Annotated in this window: 18 protein-coding genes and 1 riboswitch; of the genes, 14 read left to right on the top strand and 4 right to left on the bottom strand. The window is 72.5% G+C overall.

Annotated features, from left to right (window positions below):
• The first annotated feature begins 29 nt into the window (after positions 1–29).
• Together QNO21_RS13745 and QNO21_RS13740 are read left to right on the top strand one after the other, a co-directional pair.
• On the top strand, positions 30–956 hold the full coding sequence (locus QNO21_RS13745) for a J domain-containing protein (RefSeq protein WP_257515714.1): 927 nt from the start codon (positions 30–32) through the stop codon (positions 954–956).
• Between the two features lie 38 nt (positions 957–994).
• Complete coding sequence (locus QNO21_RS13740; RefSeq protein WP_257518410.1) at positions 995–2584, top strand: SLC13 family permease; 1590 nt, start codon at positions 995–997, stop codon at positions 2582–2584.
• Positions 2585–2598: 14 nt separating this feature from the next.
• Here the strand turns inward: QNO21_RS13740 and QNO21_RS13735 are convergent, their stop codons facing one another.
• Entirely contained in the window at positions 2599–4431 is a 1833-nt protein-coding gene (locus QNO21_RS13735; RefSeq protein WP_257518409.1) for a D-alanyl-D-alanine carboxypeptidase family protein, read from the bottom strand.
• A 38-nt stretch (positions 4432–4469) separates the two neighbouring features.
• Positions 4470–4579, top strand: a riboswitch (TPP riboswitch).
• Here QNO21_RS13735 and QNO21_RS13730 point away from each other — a divergent pair.
• The 6 genes from QNO21_RS13730 (at position 4573) to QNO21_RS13705 (ending at position 10143) form a co-directional block, all read left to right on the top strand.
• On the top strand, positions 4573–5223 hold the full coding sequence (locus QNO21_RS13730) for an ECF transporter S component (RefSeq protein WP_257517525.1): 651 nt from the start codon (positions 4573–4575) through the stop codon (positions 5221–5223). Its footprint overlaps the riboswitch before it by 7 nt.
• Position 5224: 1 nt before the next feature.
• The gene (locus QNO21_RS13725) at positions 5225–6751 is read left to right on the top strand and encodes an ABC transporter ATP-binding protein (RefSeq protein WP_257518408.1); all 1527 of its coding nucleotides are present in this window, start codon (positions 5225–5227) and stop codon (positions 6749–6751) included.
• On the top strand, positions 6748–7524 hold the full coding sequence (locus QNO21_RS13720) for an energy-coupling factor transporter transmembrane component T family protein (protein WP_257513850.1): 777 nt from the start codon (positions 6748–6750) through the stop codon (positions 7522–7524). Before QNO21_RS13725 ends, QNO21_RS13720 begins: the two co-directional genes overlap by 4 nt.
• A gap of 197 nt (positions 7525–7721) precedes the next feature.
• On the top strand, positions 7722–8483 hold the full coding sequence (locus QNO21_RS13715; RefSeq protein ID WP_257513849.1) for an SDR family NAD(P)-dependent oxidoreductase: 762 nt from the start codon (positions 7722–7724) through the stop codon (positions 8481–8483).
• A gap of 26 nt (positions 8484–8509) precedes the next feature.
• Positions 8510–9319: an enoyl-CoA hydratase/isomerase family protein gene (locus QNO21_RS13710; RefSeq protein WP_257518407.1), complete on the top strand. Its 810-nt coding sequence runs from the start codon at positions 8510–8512 to the stop codon at positions 9317–9319.
• On the top strand, positions 9316–10143 hold the full coding sequence (locus QNO21_RS13705; protein ID WP_257518406.1) for an SDR family oxidoreductase: 828 nt from the start codon (positions 9316–9318) through the stop codon (positions 10141–10143). The genes QNO21_RS13710 and QNO21_RS13705 overlap by 4 nt, the downstream gene beginning before the upstream one ends.
• A 155-nt stretch (positions 10144–10298) precedes the next feature.
• Here QNO21_RS13705 and QNO21_RS13700 read toward each other — a convergent pair whose 3' ends face one another.
• Together QNO21_RS13700 and QNO21_RS13695 are read right to left on the bottom strand one after the other, a co-directional pair.
• A complete protein-coding gene (locus tag QNO21_RS13700) occupies positions 10299–11144 on the bottom strand; it encodes a Cof-type HAD-IIB family hydrolase (RefSeq protein ID WP_257518405.1) in 846 nt (281 codons plus the stop codon).
• The gene (locus tag QNO21_RS13695; RefSeq protein ID WP_257518404.1) at positions 11141–11785 is read right to left on the bottom strand and encodes a TetR/AcrR family transcriptional regulator; all 645 of its coding nucleotides are present in this window, start codon (positions 11783–11785) and stop codon (positions 11141–11143) included. The genes QNO21_RS13700 and QNO21_RS13695 overlap by 4 nt, the downstream gene beginning before the upstream one ends.
• An 85-nt stretch (positions 11786–11870) precedes the next feature.
• Here QNO21_RS13695 and QNO21_RS13690 point away from each other — a divergent pair, with 85 nt between their 5' ends.
• The gene (locus tag QNO21_RS13690; RefSeq protein WP_285178398.1) at positions 11871–12938 is read left to right on the top strand and encodes a hypothetical protein; all 1068 of its coding nucleotides are present in this window, start codon (positions 11871–11873) and stop codon (positions 12936–12938) included.
• 210 nt (positions 12939–13148) lie between these two features.
• Here QNO21_RS13690 and QNO21_RS13685 read toward each other — a convergent pair whose 3' ends face one another.
• Complete coding sequence (locus tag QNO21_RS13685) at positions 13149–13622, bottom strand: GNAT family N-acetyltransferase (RefSeq protein ID WP_257518364.1); 474 nt, start codon at positions 13620–13622, stop codon at positions 13149–13151.
• Positions 13623–13731: 109 nt separating this feature from the next.
• Here QNO21_RS13685 and rlmN point away from each other — a divergent pair, with 109 nt between their 5' ends.
• From rlmN to QNO21_RS13660, 5 genes are all read left to right on the top strand, one after another.
• Positions 13732–14976, top strand: coding sequence for a dual-specificity RNA methyltransferase RlmN (rlmN, locus tag QNO21_RS13680; RefSeq protein ID WP_257513841.1), 1245 nt, complete (start codon positions 13732–13734; stop codon positions 14974–14976).
• A 78-nt stretch (positions 14977–15054) separates the two neighbouring features.
• Positions 15055–16068 carry an aldo/keto reductase family protein gene (locus QNO21_RS13675; RefSeq protein ID WP_257518362.1) on the top strand — a complete coding sequence of 338 codons (1014 nt, stop codon included), beginning with the start codon at positions 15055–15057 and terminating at the stop codon, positions 16066–16068.
• A complete protein-coding gene (locus QNO21_RS13670) occupies positions 16068–16553 on the top strand; it encodes an NUDIX hydrolase (protein ID WP_257513839.1) in 486 nt (161 codons plus the stop codon). Before QNO21_RS13675 ends, QNO21_RS13670 begins: the two co-directional genes overlap by 1 nt.
• A 260-nt stretch (positions 16554–16813) precedes the next feature.
• Positions 16814–17494 carry a GntR family transcriptional regulator gene (locus QNO21_RS13665; RefSeq protein WP_257513838.1) on the top strand — a complete coding sequence of 227 codons (681 nt, stop codon included), beginning with the start codon at positions 16814–16816 and terminating at the stop codon, positions 17492–17494.
• A gap of 12 nt (positions 17495–17506) precedes the next feature.
• Entirely contained in the window at positions 17507–19033 is a 1527-nt protein-coding gene (locus QNO21_RS13660; protein WP_257518360.1) for an MmgE/PrpD family protein, read from the top strand.
• Positions 19034–19055: the final 22 nt, after the last annotated feature.

Below are 19055 nucleotides of genomic sequence, written 5' to 3'. Positions count from 1 at the left end.
AGCCTGGATGGCCGACCCCGGGAGGGAACGTGTTCGACAGTCCGCTGTCCGCCTCGGCGTACGACGTGCTCGGCGTCGACCCCGCCGCCGACGACGAGGCGCTGCGCAAGGCGTATCGGCTGCGGCTGCGGCAGACCCACCCCGACACCGGCGGCGACGCCGCGGTGTTCGTGCAGGTGCAGCGCGCGTGGGAGCTCGTGGGCACCTCCGACGCCCGTGCCGCCTACGACCGCGGCCACGGCTTCGGCGCTGCCGCCGCCCCCGACTTCTCGGGGTGGAAGGCGCCGGCTGCGCGCACCGACACGCGTCCCCGCGCCCGCTCGTTCGGGCACCCCGGCGGGTGGCGGCGCGAGCGCTACCTGACCCTCATGCGGGAGTGGGTCGGCCGCGGTGTCGACCTTCCCGACCCTTACGACCCCGCGCTCGTGCGTACCGCGCCCCACGAGGTGCGGCGGCTGCTGGCCGACGCGCTCGCCGAAGAGGCGACCGCCCGCGTGGTCGCCGACCTCGGCATGGGCTACACCGTCTGGCACGACGTCTCGGCGCCCGCCCGCGGCGACCTCCCCGACGCCAAGCTCGACCACATCGTGCTCGGTCCGAGCGGGCTGTACGCGGTGCTCTCCGAGGACTTCGGCGGACCGGTGAGGGTGCGCCGCGGCGAACTCATCGGCGACGGCGTCGAGGGGTCGCCCGTGGCCGAGCTGGTCGCCCGCTCCCGCACCATCGCGCGCGCCGCGCGGGTGCGCTTCAGCGGGGCGCTGGTGGTGCTGCCAGATGACGACCTCGTGCAGCCGATCGAGGAGCTGGGAAAGGTCCGGGGTCTGCCCGTCGCGGTGGTCTCGCGCAGCGCGCTGGCGACGGTGCTGCGTCGCGGCATGACCGGCGCGCGCGACATCGGCGGCAACGAGCTGTTCGACGTTCGCACGCGACTGCAGCGCACCGTGCGCTTCGTCTGAACCGCGCCCGCGAAAGGGCACCGGGGTACCGTTGACGGGTGGACCCCGTGATCGCGATCTTCGTCATCCTGGGACTGGCGATCATCGCCTTCGTCAGCGGCAAGGTGCCCCTGGCGATCGTGGCGATCGGCGTGACGCTGGCGCTGTGGGTGAGCGGCATCCAGTCCCTTCCCGAGGCGTTCGCCGGATTCGGTGACCCGACGGTCATCTTCATCGCCTCGCTGTTCGTCATCAGCGAAGGGCTGGACTCCACCGGGGTGACGGCCTGGGCCGGTCAGCAGGTCATCACCCGAGGGGGCACGCGGCCTCGGCGACTTCTGGTGATCATCGGCGCGATGTCGGCGGTGCTCACCGGGTTCATCAGCATCAACGGCGCCGTCGCGGCGCTGCTGCCGGTCGTGGTGGTGGTGGCGCTGCGCGCCGGCATCGTGCCCTCGAAGATGCTCATCCCGCTCGCCTTCACCGCCAGCGCCGGGTCGCTGCTCACCCTCACCGGCACTCCCGTGAACCCGGTGGTGTCGCAGCTGGCGGAGTCGGCAGGAGGTCGCCCGTTCGGCTTCTTCGAGTTCGCGCTCGCGGGGGTGCCTCTCGTCGCGCTCACGATCGCCCTGGTGGCGCTCCTCGGTCCGCGGCTGCTGCCCGACCGCACCGCCGACCGGTTCGACGCTGCGCCGGACCCCAGCGCCGCAGCGCAGGGTTGGCGGGAGAGTTACGCCGTCGACCTGTCCACGCGGAGCCTGTTCAGCGCGACGGACGGCGTGGTCGAGGTGATGGTGGCTCCCCGCTCCAACCTCATCGGGCGCACCGTCTGGTCGGGAATGACGACGCGCGATGAGAATCTCGTGATCCTCGCCGCCCGGCGGGGCACCGCTCAGCCGCCCCACATCTCCCGCGACGGAACAGTGGGCGAGCTGACGCTGCAGGCGGGGGATGCCGTGCTGGTCCAGGGCCCATGGGCGGCACTGGAGCGCTACACCCGCTCGCCCGACGTGATCGCTGTGACGCCGCCGCAGGCACTGCGGCGCACCGTTCCCCTCGGAAACGGGGCCCGCCGGGCGCTGGCGATCATGGGGCTCATGGTGGCCCTGCTCGCCACCAACCTCGTGCCGCCCGCCGTGGCGGGGCTGCTCGCGGCCGGCGCGATGGTGCTCACCGGCGTCATGAGCATGCCGCAGGCCTATCGGGCCATCTCCTGGACGACGGTCATCCTCATCGGGGGCATGGTGCCGTTGTCGTCCGCGTTCGTCTCGACCGGTGCGGCCGACGTCGTCGCCGAGCTGGTGCTGGGCTTCACCGGCGACGCCTCACCCCACCTCGCGCTGCTGGTGCTGTGCGTCGTGACGATCATCCTCGGTCAGTTCATCTCCAACGTCGCCACCGTGCTGGTGGTCGCCCCCATCGCCGTCTCCATCGCCGCGACGCTCGGCCTCAGCGTGCAGCCGTTCATGATGGCGCTGACCGTCGCCGGTGCGGCATCGTTCCTCACCCCGATCGCGACGCCGGTGAACCTCATGGTCATGCAGCCCGGCGGGTACCGCTTCGGGGACTACTGGCGCCTGGGTCTGCCACTGGCGCTGGTGTTCCTGGCCGTCGCGGTGCTCTACGTGCCGCTCATCTGGCCGTTCTGAGCATCGCGGCGCGATCAGCCTGCCAGGCCGAACAGCTGCAGCGGGTGGGTGAGCCGCCACCAGGCGCTCGGTCCCTCGATGGCATCGGCGAGACGCACATCGACCGTCGCGGTGTCGAGGGGTCCCGTCACCGTCAGGGTGCCGGCAGACGCCTTCGCCTCGCGGTCATCGCCGACGGCGAGGTCGGTGGTGACTTCCCCGGTGGCACCGTTCCACAGCACGACCGACGCGTCGGCGGCGGTGACGATGTCGACCCGCTCGCCCCACGCCGTCGTCACCACGCCCGCGATCGTTCCGGCGGTCACCGCGGGCCGCTGCTGCAGTTCGGACTCGAGCTGCGCGAGCAGCTCGCGGGCCGCGACGTTGCGCTCCTCGCCGTCGAACTGCGCGAGGATCGATGCGAACAACCGCACCGGTGTCTCGCCGACGACGATGTCCTTGGCCACCAGCAGGTTGAAGTGCTGCCACAGCGCACCGGTCTTCACCCCGACGACGCCGGGATCCGCCAGCAGCGCATTGGTGTTCTCGATGAGCCCGGCGCCGGGCAGCTCCGCTGACGGCATCCGCACGATCTCGGCGATGACGGGGTTCGCCAGTGCCCGCTCCGCCAGCGCGATCAGTGCGGCGGGGTCTGCGGCGTTGTCGTCGCCGATGCCGCTCGGGTCGACGACGGTGATGCCGGTCAGACCCTGCTGCGCGAGCCAGGACTGCGCGGCGTCGGCGAAGACCCGGTTGCTCGGCCACAGCTCCGATGCGAGCCGGTCGGCGTAGTTGTTCGCCGAGGCGATGAGAATGCCCTGCAGCATCTGGTACTGCGTCAGCGTGCCGTCGACGGGCACGGGGAGGGCCGATTCGCCGCGTTCGCGGTACGCCCAGTACTCGCTCTGGTCGGCGTAGGTGAACCGGTACTCGGGGCCCTGCTCGCCGGGGGCGAGCGGCATCTCGTCGAGGATCATCAGCGACGTGACGACCTTCGTGAGGCTCGCAATGGAGCGGACGTCGGGTGACGAGGCGACCGTGCCGGTGATGCCGTCCACCCCCACCGCGGCGCTTCCGTCCTCTGGCCACGCCGGTGCGGCGGCGGGCGCCGAAAGCGGGGCGATGGTGGCGGCCGACACCTGCGGGGGCAGGGCGTGCAGCGGCCACAGCAGCGTGGTGAGCACATACAGGGTGATCACCGCGACGACGCTGAAGAGGGGCACGAGCACCGACGGACGCCACGGCGACCGTCGCGGTCGGCTGGCGAGCAGGTCGGTCTGCACCGTCGTGTAGGGGGAGGCGGCGGTGCCGAGACTCATGGCGGGGGATGCCGCGGCCACGACATCCTCGTCCACCCACGCGAGCGCGACCCGGCGGTGCGATGCGCTGGGGACAGGGGCTTCGGCAGGTGCGGGGGAGGTGGACGCCTCACCGGTCGCGGTCGCGGTCTCTTCGTCCGTGGGATCGATGGGCCCCGCCGGCGGCGTCGGCAGAGCGGATGCCGCGATGATGGCCGACGCCGGGACGGGACGTGCCGGCGCGAGGGGAGCGGCGTCGTCGTGACCGCTGCCGTCGCGGTCGATCACGGGACGGGCAGGATCGCGCTCGGGCGCCACGTCGGTGGCTCCGTGCGCTGTGACGGCGGCATCCTCGTGCCGGCCCCCGGAGGTCGGCTCCGCGCCGGTGTCGCTGCTCGCCGCGGCGGACGGAGCCGCAGGGTCCGCCGGGGCAGGGGATGCGCTGTCTCCGGCGGGGTCCGGTGCGGCCGCGTCGGGCGACGCACTGGCCGCGGCATCGGTCGATGCTGCGGCGCGCAGGCGCGCACGTCTTGCGCGACGCGTGAGCGGGGGGGCGTCCTCGGTGGTCACCTGCCAAAAATACCCTGCCCGCCCGTGGGTATACTCGACGCCACAACCACGGGAGTCCGGTGAGCCGGGCTGAGAGGAAGCGATCCACGCTTCGACCGTCGAACCTGATCCGGATCATGCCGGCGCAGGGAGGAGAGAGAAATGCACGCATCGAAGCCTGCTGGCGCAACCGCGCAGAGCTCATCGCGACCGGCCGTTCCGCCGCTGTCGCAGCGCGCCCGCTGGCGCGTCGTCGACATCGTCGTGGCCAGCGTCATCGCCGTCGCCTGTGCGGCGGTGTTCCTGCTGTGGAACGTCGGCTACGAGGGTCCGAGCGCGCTGCTGACGCCGCTGCTGCCCGGCGTCCAGGGCCTGCTCGCGGGTCCCTGGCTGATCGCAGGAGTGCTCGGCGGGCTCATCATCCGAAAGCCGGGGGCGGCCCTCTACACCGAGACCGTCGCCGCGGTGATCTCGGCCCTCCTCGGCAACAAGTGGGGGCCGTTGACGATCGTCTCCGGTCTCGTGCAGGGGGCGGGGGCCGAGCTGGTGTTCCTGCTGTTCCTCTACGGCGTGTGGCGGCTGCCGGTGGCGATCCTCGCCGGAGCCGGGGCTGGCCTCGCCGCCGGCATCAACGACCGCATCCTCTGGTACGCGGGGGCGGACACGCTCTTCACCACCGTCTACATCGCCTCGACGACGCTCTCGGGCGCGGTCATCGCGGGTCTCGGCGCCTGGCTCATCGCGCGAGGGCTGGCCGCCACCGGTGCGCTGGGCAGGTTCGCGGCAGGCCGCGAGGTCTCCCGGCGCGTCTGACGTGCCGGCATCCGCTGCCTCCCCACCCGCCGCCGTCGAGGCCCGCGGGTGGGGCTGGCGCTATGCGACGCGTGAGGCCTGGGCGGTGCGCGACGTGTCGCTGCGCATCGAGCCGGGCCAGCGCGTGCTGCTTCTCGGCGCGTCGGGGTCCGGCAAGTCGACGCTGCTTCACGGCATCGCCGGCGTGCTCGGCGGTGCCGACGAGGGCGAGCAGGAGGGTGCGCTGTTCGTCGGCGGTGAGCCGGCGACGGCGACACGCGGCACCGCAGGACTCGTGCTGCAGGATCCCGACAGCCAGACGATCCTCGCGCGCGTGGGCGACGACGTCGCCTTCGGCTGCGAGAACCTCGGCGTGCCACGGCAGGAGATCTGGCAGCGGGTGGACGCGGCGCTGGAGGCGGTCGGCCTCGACGTGCCGCTGGACCGGTCGACCTCGGCGCTGTCGGGTGGGCAGAAGCAGCGCCTTGCGCTCGCCGGTGTCATCGCGATGCGTCCGGGGGGCCTGCTGCTGGACGAGCCGACCGCGAACCTCGACCCGGCAGGCGTCGCCGAGGTGCGCGACGCCGTGGGCCGGGTGCTGGATGCCACCGGCGCCACCCTGATCGTCATCGAGCACCGGGTGGACGTGTGGCTGCCGCTGGTGGACCGCGTCGTCGTGCTTGCGCCGGGGGGCGGTGTGCTCGCAGACGGGTCCCCGCGCGCCGTGCTGGGTTCGGGGGAGCACACCCCCCGCGACTCCGACCTGCCGCGGCAGCTCGCTGCGGCAGGGGTGTGGGTGCCCGGCATCGCCCCGCGGGTGCCGCCGCCGCCCGCCGGGGCGCCCGGCGAAGCGCTCCTGACCGCGCGCGGACTCGTGGTGGCGCGCACCCCGGGGGTTCCGGTCGCCGGCCCGCTGGACCTCGAGGTGCAGGCGGGGGAGGTGCTGGGCGTCGTCGGGCCGAACGGCGCCGGCAAGTCCACCCTCGGACTCACCCTCGCGGGGTTGGCGCGGTCCGAGGCGGGGCGGGTCGTGGCATCCGACGCGCTCGCCGCGGGGGCTGCGGCGCGCCGACGTCGGGCCGATGCCGGAACCGACCCGGCCGGCTGGTCGTCGCGCAGCCTGCTCACCCGCATCGGCACGGTCTTTCAGGATCCCGAGCACCAGCTGCTGGCGCGCACCGTGCGCGAGGAGCTGGCCGTCGGGCCGCGTGCGCTCGGCCTGCCCGAGACCGAGGTGGCGGCGCGGGTGGACGACTTGCTCGAGCGGCTGCGGCTCGCGCGTCTGGCCGAGGCCAATCCCTACACGCTCTCCGGCGGCGAGAAGCGCCGGCTCACGGTCGCCGCGACGCTCGCGACGCGCCCCCGCGTGATGGTGCTGGACGAACCGACCTTCGGTCAGGATGCCACCACGTGGGCCGAGCTCGTGGCGATCATCGCGGGGCTCCGCGACGGCATCGACGAGCGAGGTCCGCTCGCGATCGTCGCGATCACCCACGACGAGGCCGTGCTCGCAGCCCTGCATGCCCGCCGCTTCGAGGTGGGCCGGTGAGTCCCCGGGTCGGCAGCGGTCCGGTCGCCGCGCGCAACGCGGTCGCCAAGCTCGGCGCCGCGCTGCTCATCGCCCTGCCGCTCGTCGTGACGATCGATCCGGTGTCGGCGCTTGTCGCCCTGCTGCTGGAGATCCCGTTGCTGCTGGCGGCGGGGCTCAGCGCCCGGCAGTTCTGGCTGCGGACGCTGCCGCTGTGGATCGCCGCTCCCACCTCCGCCGTCACCATCGCGCTCTACGGCGCGACGAGCGGCGATGTCTACGTCGAGTGGCTCTTCGTCCGGGTGAGCGAGGGGTCGCTGCTGCTGGCGGCGGCGACCTTCTTGCGCGTGCTTGCGATCGGCCTGCCCGCGGTGGTGCTGTTCGTCACGGTGGACCCCACCGACCTCGCCGACGGGCTGGCGCAGATCGTGCGGCTGCCGGCCCGCTTCGTGCTCGGGGCGCTCGCCGGCATGCGGATGCTGGGGCTGCTCGTGGATGACTGGCGGGCGCTGTCGCTCGCGCGGCGGGCGCGCGGCGTCGCCGACACCGGGCGACTGCGGCGGGCGGTGGGCACAGCGTTCGCGCTGTTCGTGCTCGCGATCCGGCGGGGGTCGTCGCTCGCGACCGCGATGGAGGCCCGCGCCTTCGGCGCCCCGGGCGCGCGCACCTGGGCGCGGGAGTCCCGGCTGACCGTCGCCGACGGCATCCTGCTGCTCTCCGGCGCCACGATCTCGGCCGTCGCGCTCGCGGTGTCGATCGCGGCGGGAGCGTTCACCCCGATCCTCGGCCGCTGACCCGCCCCGGCGCCGGGCGGGCAAGGGCGGGGCTCGGCGGGAAAGGGTGGGACGGGCGCGACATCCGGCCAGTGTGCACCCTGGAGGGTCTGGCACGGACACCGCACCCCGGGACCGATAGCCTGGGAGCCGCGACGCCGCGCATGGCACCGGGTCGCACTTACCGTGAGACGCAGCACCAGTTCGAAGGAGAACACATGGACATCGCCGGCGCATCCGCCCTCGTCACGGGAGGCGCGAGCGGGCTGGGACTGGCCACCGCGCGACGCCTGGCCGACGCCGGCGCGCACGTCGTCATCATCGACCTGCCCTCGTCTGCCGGCGCCGAACGCGCCGCGGAGTTCGGCGGCACGTTCGCCCCCGCCGACGTCACCGATCCGAGCGAGGTGGCCGCCGCGGTCGCCACCGCCGCGAGCATCGGGCCCCTGCGGGTGGTGGTCAACTGCGCCGGCATCGCCCCGCCCGCGAAGGTGCTGGACCGCGACGGCGCCCCGACCCCCCTCGGGGACTTCGAGCGCATCGTCCGGGTGAACCTCATCGGCACCTACAACGTCGTCGCGCAGGCATCCGCCGCCATCGCCCGCACCGAGCCGACCGCCGACGGCGACCGCGGCGTCATCGTCAACACCGCCAGCGTCGCCGCCTTCGACGGGCAGATCGGCCAGCCCGCCTACGCCGCCAGCAAGGGCGGTGTGCACGCGATGACGCTCCCCATCGCGCGGGAGCTGGCGCGCTACGGCATCCGGGTCGTCACCATCGCCCCCGGCATCATGGAGACGCCCATGCTCGCGAGCCTGCCGCAGGCCGCGCAGGACTCCCTCGGCCAGCAGGTGCCCCACCCCGCACGGCTCGGCCGGCCCGACGAGTACGCGGCCCTCGTGGCGCACATCGTCGACAACGGCTACCTCAACGGCGAGACCATCCGCCTCGACGGCGCCATCCGCATGGCGCCGAAATGACCGGCACTCCGACGAGAAGAGATGACATGAGCGACGCCATCCTGTTCAGCGTCCACGACGGGCTCGCCCGCATCACGCTCAACCGGCCCGAGAGCCTCAACGCCTTCGACGCCGCGCTCGCCCGCGAATGGGAGCGCGTCACGGTCGAGGCGACCTCCCGCGACGACGTCGGCGCCATTGTGCTCGACGCCGCCGGGCGGGCGTTCTGCGCCGGCGGCGACGTGCGCGCGATGGCCCAGACCATGGGGTCCGGCCAGGACATCAGCGATCTCGCCGAGGTGATCAACGCCGGCATCCGCGCTCTGACGGAGTCCGCGATCCCCGTCGTCGCCGCCGCGCACGGCACCACCGCCGGCGGGGGACTGGGGATCCTGCTCACCAGCGACTACGCGATCGTGGGCGCGGACTCCCGCATCGGCAGCCTCTACGCGAACATCGGACTGACCCCCGACCTGTCGGTGTCGGCCCAGCTCGCCCAGGCGGTCGGTCAGCGCCGGGCGCTGCAGCTCGTGCTGCAGGACCGCATGCTGACGGCGGAAGAGGCCCGGGACTGGGGTCTCGTGGCGGAGGTGGTCGGCGGCGAGGATGCCGAATCGATCGCCGCGGCGGTTCGGGCGCGCGCCGAGGAGGTCGCCCGGTTCTGGTTGGCCGGCGCCTACGGCGCGTACGGGCAGGCCAAGCGGCTCATCCGCTCCCGGCCCGAGCGCACCTTCGCCCAGCAGCTCGACGAGGAGGCCCGCTCCATCGGCGCGGCCTTCGACACCCCCCAGGCGAAGGCCCGCGTGGCCGCGTTCGCCTCGGCATCCCGCAAGACCGCTTCGAAGGAGAACGCATGAGCCTCGCCGGCAAGACCATCCTGATGTCCGGCGGCAGTCGCGGCATCGGCCTCGCCATCGCCCTGCGCGCCGCGCGCGACGGGGCGAACATCGCGCTGCTGGCGAAGACCGACACCCCTCACCCGAAGCTCGAGGGGACCGTGCACACGGCCGCCGAGCAGATCCGGGCGGCGGGCGGGCAGGCGCTGCCGCTCGTGGGCGATGTGCGCAACGACGACGACATCATGGCGGCGGTGCTGAAGACCCAGGGCGAGTTCGGCGGCATCGATATCGTCGTGAACAACGCCAGCGTCATCGACCTGTCGGGCTCACTGGATCTCTCGGCGAAGAAGTACGACCTGATGCAGGACGTCAACGTCCGCGGCACGTTCATGCTGAGCCGCGCGGCCGTGCCGATGCTGAAGGATGCCGAGAACCCCCACATCCTCTCGCTGTCGCCGCCGCTGAACCTCTCGCCGCGGTGGCTGGGCGCGCACACCGGCTACACCCTCGCGAAGTACGGCATGACGATGGCCACCCTCGGGATGGCGGCCGAGTTCGCCGACGACGGCATCGCGGCGAACACGCTGTGGCCGGCGACGACGATCGCGACGGCCGCGGTGCAGTTCGCCCTGGGCGGCGACCGCATGATGAAGGTCAGTCGCACGCCGGAGATCTACGCGGATGCCGCCTACGAGGTGCTGATCCGTCCGGCCGCTGAGCGCAGCGGCCAGACGCTGATCGTCGAGGACGTGCTCGCGGAAGCGGGCGTCACCGACTTCTCCGGCTACGCCGCGACGCCGGGAACCCCCGACAGCGAGCTGTTCCCCGACATCTTCCTGTGACGGTCGCGCGGCGGCCCGCGCTGCTCCGGTGTCGCAAATGGCGGGTTCGGCGTCGCTCGACTGTGCGAATGTGACACTCGAGCGGCGCGGCGCGGGGAGGGCGCGGCGAGGGGAGGGCGCGGCGCGGCGAGGGGGCGTCGGGGGCGTGGGCAGGCTCAGCCTGCGACGAGGTCGTGGCGGACGAAGGCGTTCCAGACGCCGTCGTGGTGGATGCTCGTGGTCACCTCGTCGGCGCGCGCCTTGAGCGCCTGCTCGGCGTTTCCCATCGCGATGCCGACGCCGCACACCTCGAACATCTCCACGTCGTTCCAGCTGTCGCCGATGCCGATCGAGTCGGCCGCGTCGATGCCGAGCCGCTCGAGCACGCGCTGGATCGCGGAGCCCTTCGTCGTCCCGCTCATGCCGATCTCGCCGTTGGTTCCGCCCGGCAGCGGCATGCTGCCCGCGACGACGTGGAAGCGGTCGCCGAGGTCGCCCCGCGCGCGCTCGACGGTTCCGGCGTCGTCGCCCAGGAACACCGCCTTGGCGACGTGGTCGAGGTCGATGTCTGCCATGTCCAGGAACCGCGGGGTGCTCTGCGGAGCGGTCTGCGGCTCGTCCGCGTCGCTGTGGACGCTCAGCGACTGCTCCATGAACGCGGCGGTGGCCGCCTGCACCTCCGGGGTCGCGTACACGGCGGCATCCGTCTGCAAGAAGTAGAGGATGCCGTGGTCCTCGAAATAGCCGATCAGCCGCTCCACGGCATCGCGTGGCATGGGGTCGGCCACGATGACCTCGTCGCCGGCCGTGGCGTAGGCGCCGCCGTTGGTGATGGCGCCGTCGAAACCGATCTCCCGGACGCGGGGGTCGATGTCGCCGTCGGAACGGCCGGTGCAGAGGTACACCAGGCAGCCGGCGGCGCGGGCGGAGCGCACCGCCTCGATCGTCGAGGGGGCGATGTCCCTGCCGTGGTCGAGGATGGTGCCGTCGACGTCGAGGAAGGCGATGCGGGGGATGGTCACGGCGTGCTCCCTGGGGGGTCGGGCGCGGGCAGGTCGGAGGTCGCGGAGGTCGCGGCGCGCAGCCCCGCCTCGAGGATCGCAGTCAGGCGGGGGATGAGGTGGGGGGCGGATGCCGCGATCGCCGCCGGCTGCGGGCGGGTGATCATCCCGACTGCGAGCACGAGTTCGAGCGGGTCGAGATCGGCGCGCACGAGGCCGGCGGCGCGGGCGGCGGTGAGCACGTCGGCGACGCGGCCGAGGGTGTCGTCCTGCGCTGCGCGGACGTCGGCGGAGATCTCGGCGTCCGCGGGATGGGCGAGCGCCTCGGTGAGCGCCCCGAGGTCGAGTCCCACCAGGGCGTGGAGGAAGGCACGCCAGGCGTCGTCGGGCGTGCCAGGCAGCGCCTGGAGTGCGCGGCCGGCGGCATGGCGCATCTCGGCCAGGATCGACAGCGCCACGGCCTCGGTCAGCTCCGCGCGCGAGGCGAAGTTGCGGTAGAGCGTCGCGATGCCGACGCCGCCCGCCTCGGCGATCGCCTCGAGTGGCACCGACGCGCCTTGCGCGGCGAACAGTCGACGGGCTTCGCGCACGATCGTCTCGCGTCTCTTCAGGGCGTCGGAGCGCATGGCGGGCCTTCCGGTGTCGATCATGGGGCGTCGCACGTCGGCTCTCAGCGTATGTGGAGGAGGGATCTCCGTATAGTGGAGGCATTCCCTCCGCTTCGCCTTCGGGCAGACAGGACTCCGCATGACCTCTCCTACTGCCGACGCCGTCGCCCCGGCCACCGCAGCGCGTCGCGCGCCGTCGCCGCTCGCGAAGATGCTGGGTCTCACCGCCGGGCTCGGTGTGATCCTCGTCGTGCTGCTGATGCTGTTCGTGATGCCGTCGCTCAAGAGCGGCGCCCAGAACCTGCCGCTCGGCGTCGCCGGCGACGCCGCGGCCGTGACCCAGGTGGAGGAAGGGCTGGCGGATGCCGCGCCCGGCGCCTATGACGTCGTGACCTACGCGTCGGATGCAGACCTGCGCGCCGCCGTCACCGCACGCGAGGTCGCCGGCGGTGTCGGCGTCGACGGGTCGGGAGTGACGGCCTACGTCGCGAGCGCCGCGTCGCCCGCGATCTCCGGTGCCGTCACCGCCACCGCGCAGGGGCTCGGGCAGGCGGCGGGTGCCCCGGTGTCGGTCACCGACGTCGTGCCGCTGCCCGAGGCGGATCCCACCGGCATCGGCATCGGCGGGCTTGCGTTCCCGCTCGTGTTCGGCGGGATCGTGCCTGCTGTGGCCTTCCGCAAGGTGTTCGCGCGCCACCTCGGCTGGGCGGTCGCCGGCATCGCGACCTTCTCCGTCATCGGCGGGGCGATCGTCGCCGGAATCCTCGCCTTCTCGTTCGGCAGCATCGCCGCCGCGGCGTTCTGGCCGGTCGCCGGCGCGATGGCCCTCGGCATCGGCGCGTTGGCGCTCGCCCTCGCGGGGCTGCAGGAAGCCTTCGGGGGCAAGGGCTTCACGATCGGCGCCATGGTGATGATGTTCATCGGCAACCCGCTGGCCGGCATCGCGACGGGCGCCGCCTGGCTGCCCTCCGGACTCGGCCTGGCCGGGCAGCTGCTCCCGCCGGGGGCGACCGGCACGCTGGTGCGGTCGGTGGCGTACTTCGGCGGCTCGGGCGGTCTCGCCGCGGGGCTCACCCTCGCCGGGTGGGCGGCAGCCGGCATCCTGCTTCTGCTCGTCGGGGCGCGTCGTCGCGCGGCGCAGCCAGAGGCCGCGCCCTCGGCCTCGGTGGCCGTGGCCGAGCCGGTCGCGGCCGTCGCCGCGGTCTGACCGCGCCGGGGACTCTCTGGCCCCCACGAGCTGGGGGTGCCGCGCCGTCGTGCCGCCGCCGCCGTCCGGCCCTCGCTCGCCTGTCGCGTTCTGTCGTTTCGCCGCGCGGGAAACCGCGATCCGCGACAGGCGAACCCGGGCGGGCGATCGGCCGACAGGCGAACCCGGGCGGGCGATCGGCCGCCGGGCCGGGGCCGGGCCTGGGGCGGCTCAGGCCAGCGGCTTCTGCAGGAAGACCTGGTCGCTCCCGTCGCCGGGGACCCGCTCCGACTCGGTGTAGCCCTCGCGCTCGTAGAGCCGCAGGTTCGCCTCGCTGAGCGACCCGGTGAAGAGTTCGGCCGTGCGCGCACCGGCATCCCGCCCGCGCTGCTCGACCGCCGTCAGCAGCGTCGTGCCGATGCCGCGCCCCTGCTGGTCGGGGGCGATCGCGATGCGCCCGATCAGCAGCAGTTCGCCGTCGCGTCGGGCACGCACGGCGCCCACGATGCGGGCGTCGTCGAGGGCGACGCAGCCGAGGTTGTCCACCAGCTCCGCCTGCACCTCCTCGAGGGTCTGCGTCAGCGGCGGCATGTCGGGGTCGCCGTAGATGAGCGCCTCGCTGACGAACGCCGCGCGCTGCAGGGTCAGCACCTCGCCGGCATCCTCGGGGCGGATGTCGCGGATTCTGATCGACTCGTCGCTCACCCCGCCACGGTATCCGCGCCGCCGCAGGGCGTTCCAGCCCTCCCGCGCCCCGCCGCGGTGTGGTAGCGCCACCAGCGCTCGCTCAGCGCGCCTCCCGTACCCTGGGAGCATGACCGATTCCTCCCCCGTGCGCGCCACCAAACCGCGGCAGGTACGCCCGGCGACCGAGGGCTGGTCCCAGCAGAAGGATGCCGAGGGCCGCCCGCTGCTGCAGTTCGCGAGCCCCAAGCGCGGCAAGCCGCCGGTGCACCTCGCCGACCTCACACCCGAGCAGCGCGTCGAGAAGGTGAAGGAGCTCGGGATGCCGGGCTTCCGCGCCGCACAGCTCGAGAAGCACTACTTCACGCACTACACCGCCGACCCGGCCCACATGACCGACCTCCCCGCCGCCGGTCGCGAGGAGCTCGTGCACGGCATGCTGCCGCCGCTGCTGACCGAGGTGCGGCGCCTGGAGACCGACAAGGGCGACACGATCAAGTTCCTGTGGAAGCTGCACGACGGTGCCCTCGTCGAGTCGGTGCTCATGCGCTACCCCGGCCGCATCACGCTGTGCGTGTCGAGCCAGGCCGGCTGCGGCATGAACTGCCCGTTCTGCGCCACCGGCCAGGCGGGGCTGACCCGCAACATGTCGGCCGCCGAGATCGTCGACCAGGTCGTGCGGGCCAACCGCCTCATCGCCGAGGGCGGACTCGGCGACCCCCGCAAGGTGGGTCACGAGGGTGAGCGCGTCACCAACATCGTCTTCATGGGCATGGGTGAGCCCCTCGCCAACTACAACCGCGTCATGCAGGCCGTCCGCACGATGGTCGACAAGAAGCACGGCCTGGGCATGAGCGCCCGCGGCGTCACGGTCTCGACCGTCGGGCTGGTGCCGGCGATCCGCAAGCTCGCCGACGAGGACATCCCGGTGACGTTCGCCCTGTCGCTGCACGCCCCCGACGACCACCTGCGCGACGAGCTCATCCCGGTGAACTCCCGCTGGAAGGTCGACGAGGCGCTCGATGCCGCCCGCGAGTACTTCGACAAGACCGGTCGCCGTGTCTCGATCGAGTACGCGCTCATCAAGGACATGAACGACCACGCCTGGCGGGCCGATCTGCTGGCCGAGAAGCTCAATGCGCGTGGCCGCGGATGGGTGCACGTGAACCCGATTCCGCTCAACCCGACGCCCGGGTCGATCTGGACCTCGTCCGACAAGGACGTGCAGGACGAGTTCGTCCGCCGTCTCAACGACGCCGGCGTGCCGACGACACTCCGCGACACCCGCGGCAAGGAGATCGACGGCGCGTGCGGTCAGCTCGTGGCCACCGAGGATGACGAGCGCGCCGCAGAGGACATGCCGGTCGAGGCCTGAGGTCCCGGCGGGTTCACGGGCCGAGCGAGGATGTCCATGTCGACCCTGCCTCGCCGAGAACACGGGTAACGTTTTCCCATGGTCAACTATCGCTATCTCGGCAACTCTGGTTTCAAGGTCTCGGAAATCACCTACGGCAACTGGATCACCCACGCCTCGCAGGTTGGCAACGAGGCGGCGATCGCCACGGTGCACAAGGCCCTCGACCTCGGCATCACCTCGTTCGACACGGCGGACACCTACGCCAACACCGCCGCCGAAGAGGTGCTGGGTGAGGCGCTGAAGGGCCAGCCGCGCGAGTCGGTCGAGATCTTCACGAAGGTCTACTGGCCCATCGGCCGCATGGGCCCCAACGACGTCGGCCTCAGCCGCAAGCACATCTTCGACGGCATCCACGGGTCGCTCAAGCGCCTCGGCGTCGACTACGTCGACCTGTACCAGGCGCACCGGTACGACTACGAGACCCCGCTCGAAGAGACGATGCAGGCCTTCGCCGACATCGTCCGTCAGGGCAAGGTGCTCTACATCGGCGTCTCGGAGTGGACCGCCGAGCAGCTGCGCGAAGGCCACGCCCTCGCGAAGGACCTGGGCGTGCAGCTCGTCTCCAACCAGCCCCAGTACTCCGCGCTGTGGCGCGTCATCGAGGGCAAGGTGATCCCGGCATCCGAAGAGCTCGGCATCTCGCAGATCGTCTGGTCGCCGATGGCGCAGGGCGTGCTCAGCGGCAAGTACCTGCCCGGTCAGCCGCTTCCCGAGGGGTCGCGCGCGACCGACGACAAGAGCGGCGCGACGTTCATCAAGCGCTTCATGAACGACGAGGTGCTCACCGCGGTGCAGAAGCTCAAGCCCGTCGCCGAGCAGGCCGGCCTGTCGATGCCGCAGCTCGCGATCGCGTGGGTGCTGCAGAACCCCAACGTCGCCGCCGCCCTCGTGGGGGCCTCACGGCCCGAGCAGCTCGAGGACACCGTCAAGGCTTCGGGTGTCACGCTCGACGCCGACACGATGACCGCCATCGACGACGCCCTTTCGGGCGTGGCCGAGACCGACCCCGAGAACACCTACGAGGTCTCGCCGAAGTCCCGCCCGGCCTGATGCCCGTCCACAGCGCCGGTCTCCTGCTCTACCGGCTCGCCGACGGCGGGCCCGAGGTGCTGATCGCCCACATGGGCGGTCCGTACTGGGCGGGCAAGGAGACCGGCGCGTGGTCGATCCCCAAGGGCGAGTACGACCCCGACGCCGAGTCGGCACTGGATGCCGCACAGCGCGAGTTCCGTGAGGAGCTGGGAGTCGACCCGCCCGAAGGTCCGTACGCCGAGCTGGGCACCTACCCGTACTCGTCGGGCAAGCGGGTCACGGTGTTCGTCGCCGACGGCGGCGGGTTCACGGCGACCGCGGACGACTTCGTCTTCGGGGAGTTCGAGATGCCGTGGCCGCCCCGCTCGGGCAAGACGGCGCGGTTCCCCGAGGTCGACCGCGCGGGTTGGGTGGGGCTGAGTCTTGCGGCCGACCGGCTCGTGAAGGGGCAGCGCCCCGCGCTCGAGGCGTTGGCCACCCGCCTGCGGGGCGCCGGGGCGTAGGGCCGCGCCCGCCCGCGCGCCGGCCCCGCCCGCGGCTGCGCCGGTGCCTGCAGCGGCCTCGCGCCGCTCTGGCCCCGCCCGGCCGGCCGGGATGAGGAGATCTGCCGGGTTGAGGAGCGTATGCGGGGATCCGCCCTCATCCGGGCAGATCCCCTCACCCGGGCAGCTGTGCAGCCCCAGTGGTTGAGCGATGTATACGCAATTCCGTGCTAGCGGGACAGGACCGCCGCTGGGCGGGGTTTATGTATACACTGATGCCGATGGTTACCGACGGAGCGACCCAGGGGCGCGCGGGCGAACGCGCTTATGCGACTCTGCTCGCCGAGATCCAGTCGGGCGCACTCCCCGCCGGCACCGTGCTCGGCGAGGTCGAGCAGGCCGCCCGGCTCGGGGTGAGCCGCACTCCCTTGCGCGAAGCGCTGCGCCGCCTGACCGCCGACGGCCTGGTCACGCAGCAGTCCCCGCGCGTGACGGTGGTCACCGACGTGGAGCCGGGCGACATCCGGGCGCTGTTCGAATTGCGACGTGCCCTGGAAGAGACCGCCGCCGCCCTCGCAGCCCGCCGCGGCGACCGCGCCGTCTTCGCCCGCTTCGTCGAGCGGTTCGCCGACGTCGACCTCGCCGCCCCCGGCGGGCCCGACGCCTACTACGCCCTCATCGCACAGCTCGACGCAGAGGTCGACACCGCCGTGGCCAACGACTACTTCACCGCCGCGCTGAGGACCGTCCGCACGCACCTCGTGCGCGTGCGGCGCCTCGCCCGCGACAACCCCGACCGCCTTGCGGCATCCGTCGCCGAGCACCGGCTGATCGCCGCCGCGATCGCCGACGGCGACGCGGAACTGGCCGCCCACGCCACGCACATCCACCTGCACAACGCGCTCGCGAGCATCCTGACGTCGCTCGACGACGGCTCCGCCGCGCGCCCCGTCACGTTCTGAGAAAGGACACCCATGACCATCACGCACCACCTGCGCGTCCACCGCAGCGACGAGGACCTGCCCCGCGAGGGGCAGCTCGCCTGGCACATCGCCGAGGTTGCCACCGACCCGGTGCCCGTCGAGCCCGAGGTGGTCGACATGATCATCAACCGCGTGATCGACAACGCCGCCGTCGCCGCAGCCTCCCTCACCCGCGCCCCCGTCAGCGCCGCACGCCAGCAGGCCCTCGACCACGCCGTCTCGGTCGGCGGCACCGGCGCCACGGTGTTCGGCTGCGCCCTCGAGCGCCGCACGAGCCCCGAGTGGGCGGCCTGGGCCAACGGCGTCGCCGTGCGGGAGCTGGACTACCACGACACGTTCCTCGCCGCCGATTACTCCCACCCCGGCGACAACATCCCGCCGATCCTCGCCGTCGCCCAGCACGTCGGCGCCGACGGCGACGCGCTCGTGCGCGGCATCGCGACCGGCTACGAGATCCAGATCGACCTGGTGCGGGCCATCTGCCTGCACGAGCACAAGATCGACCACGTCGCCCACCTCGGCCCCTCGGCCGCCGCCGGCATCGGCACGCTGCTCGGCCTTCCGACCGAGACGATCTACCAGGCGGTCGGTCAGGCGCTGCACACCACCACCGCGACCCGCCAGTCGCGCAAGGGCGAGATCTCCACCTGGAAGGCGCACGCCCCGGCCTTCGCGGGGAAGATGGCAGTCGAGGCGGTCGACCGTGCGATGCGCGGCGAGACCTCCCCGTCGCCCATCTACGAAGGCGAAGACGGTGTCGTCGCCTGGATGCTCGACGGCCCCGACGCGTCGTACGACGTGCCGCTGCCCGCCGTGGGTGAGCCCAAGCGCGCGATCCTCGACTCGTACACGAAGGAGCACTCGGCCGAGTACCAGGCGCAGGCCTGGATCGACCTGGCCCGCAAGCTCCACGGTGAGCACCCGGAGGCCACCGACCCGGCCAACGTCGAGTCGATCGTGCTGCACACCTCGCACCACACCCACTACGTCATCGGCTCGGGCGCCAACGACCCGCAGAAGTACGACCCCACGGCATCCCGCGAGACGCTGGACCACTCGATCCCGTACATCTTCGCCGTCGCGCTGCAGGACGGGGGTTGGCACCACGTCGACTCCTACGCGCCCGACCGCGCGGCCCGGCCCGACACCGTGGCGCTCTGGCACAAGATCACCACGGCCGAGGATGCCGAGTGGACCCGCCGCTACCACTCCGAGGACCCCGCAGAGAAGGCGTTCGGCGGTCGCGTCGAGATCCGCCTGACCGACGGTCGCGTCATCGAGGAGGAGATCGCCGTCGCCGACGCGCACCCCCTGGGGGCGCGCCCGTTCGCGCGCGAGGACTACATCCGCAAGTTCCGGATCCTCGCCGAGCCGGTGCTCGAGCCCGCCGAGATCGAGCGCTTCCTGGATCTTGCCCAGCGCCTGCCCGAGCTCACCGCCGATGAGGTGCGACAGCTCTCGATCGTTGCGAAGCCGGGCCTGCTGCTCGCGGCTCCGGCGCCGAAGGGCCTGTTCTAGACATGGCGTCGCGCACAACGTC

The organism is Microbacterium sp. zg-Y818, from assembly GCF_030246905.1.
Taxonomy (GTDB): domain Bacteria; phylum Actinomycetota; class Actinomycetes; order Actinomycetales; family Microbacteriaceae; genus Microbacterium.
The sequence above is the reverse complement of the archived record's forward strand: the minus strand, read 5'-3'. Positions and strand labels throughout refer to the sequence as shown.

Excerpts from the sequence above, each read along its gene's own strand:
- QNO21_RS13690 (WP_285178398.1), top strand. The coding sequence starts at position 11,871 with ATGACCTCTCCTACTGCCGACGCCGTCGCCCCGGCCACCGCAGCGCGT.
- QNO21_RS13715 (WP_257513849.1), top strand. The coding sequence starts at position 7,722 with ATGGACATCGCCGGCGCATCCGCCCTCGTCACGGGAGGCGCGAGCGGG.
- QNO21_RS13660 (WP_257518360.1), top strand. The coding sequence starts at position 17,507 with ATGACCATCACGCACCACCTGCGCGTCCACCGCAGCGACGAGGACCTG.
- QNO21_RS13705 (WP_257518406.1), top strand. The coding sequence starts at position 9,316 with ATGAGCCTCGCCGGCAAGACCATCCTGATGTCCGGCGGCAGTCGCGGC.
- QNO21_RS13710 (WP_257518407.1), top strand. The coding sequence starts at position 8,510 with ATGAGCGACGCCATCCTGTTCAGCGTCCACGACGGGCTCGCCCGCATC.
- QNO21_RS13665 (WP_257513838.1), top strand. The coding sequence starts at position 16,814 with ATGGTTACCGACGGAGCGACCCAGGGGCGCGCGGGCGAACGCGCTTAT.
- rlmN (WP_257513841.1), top strand. The coding sequence starts at position 13,732 with ATGACCGATTCCTCCCCCGTGCGCGCCACCAAACCGCGGCAGGTACGC.
- QNO21_RS13730 (WP_257517525.1), top strand. The coding sequence starts at position 4,573 with ATGCACGCATCGAAGCCTGCTGGCGCAACCGCGCAGAGCTCATCGCGA.
- QNO21_RS13675 (WP_257518362.1), top strand. The coding sequence starts at position 15,055 with ATGGTCAACTATCGCTATCTCGGCAACTCTGGTTTCAAGGTCTCGGAA.
- QNO21_RS13670 (WP_257513839.1), top strand. The coding sequence starts at position 16,068 with ATGCCCGTCCACAGCGCCGGTCTCCTGCTCTACCGGCTCGCCGACGGC.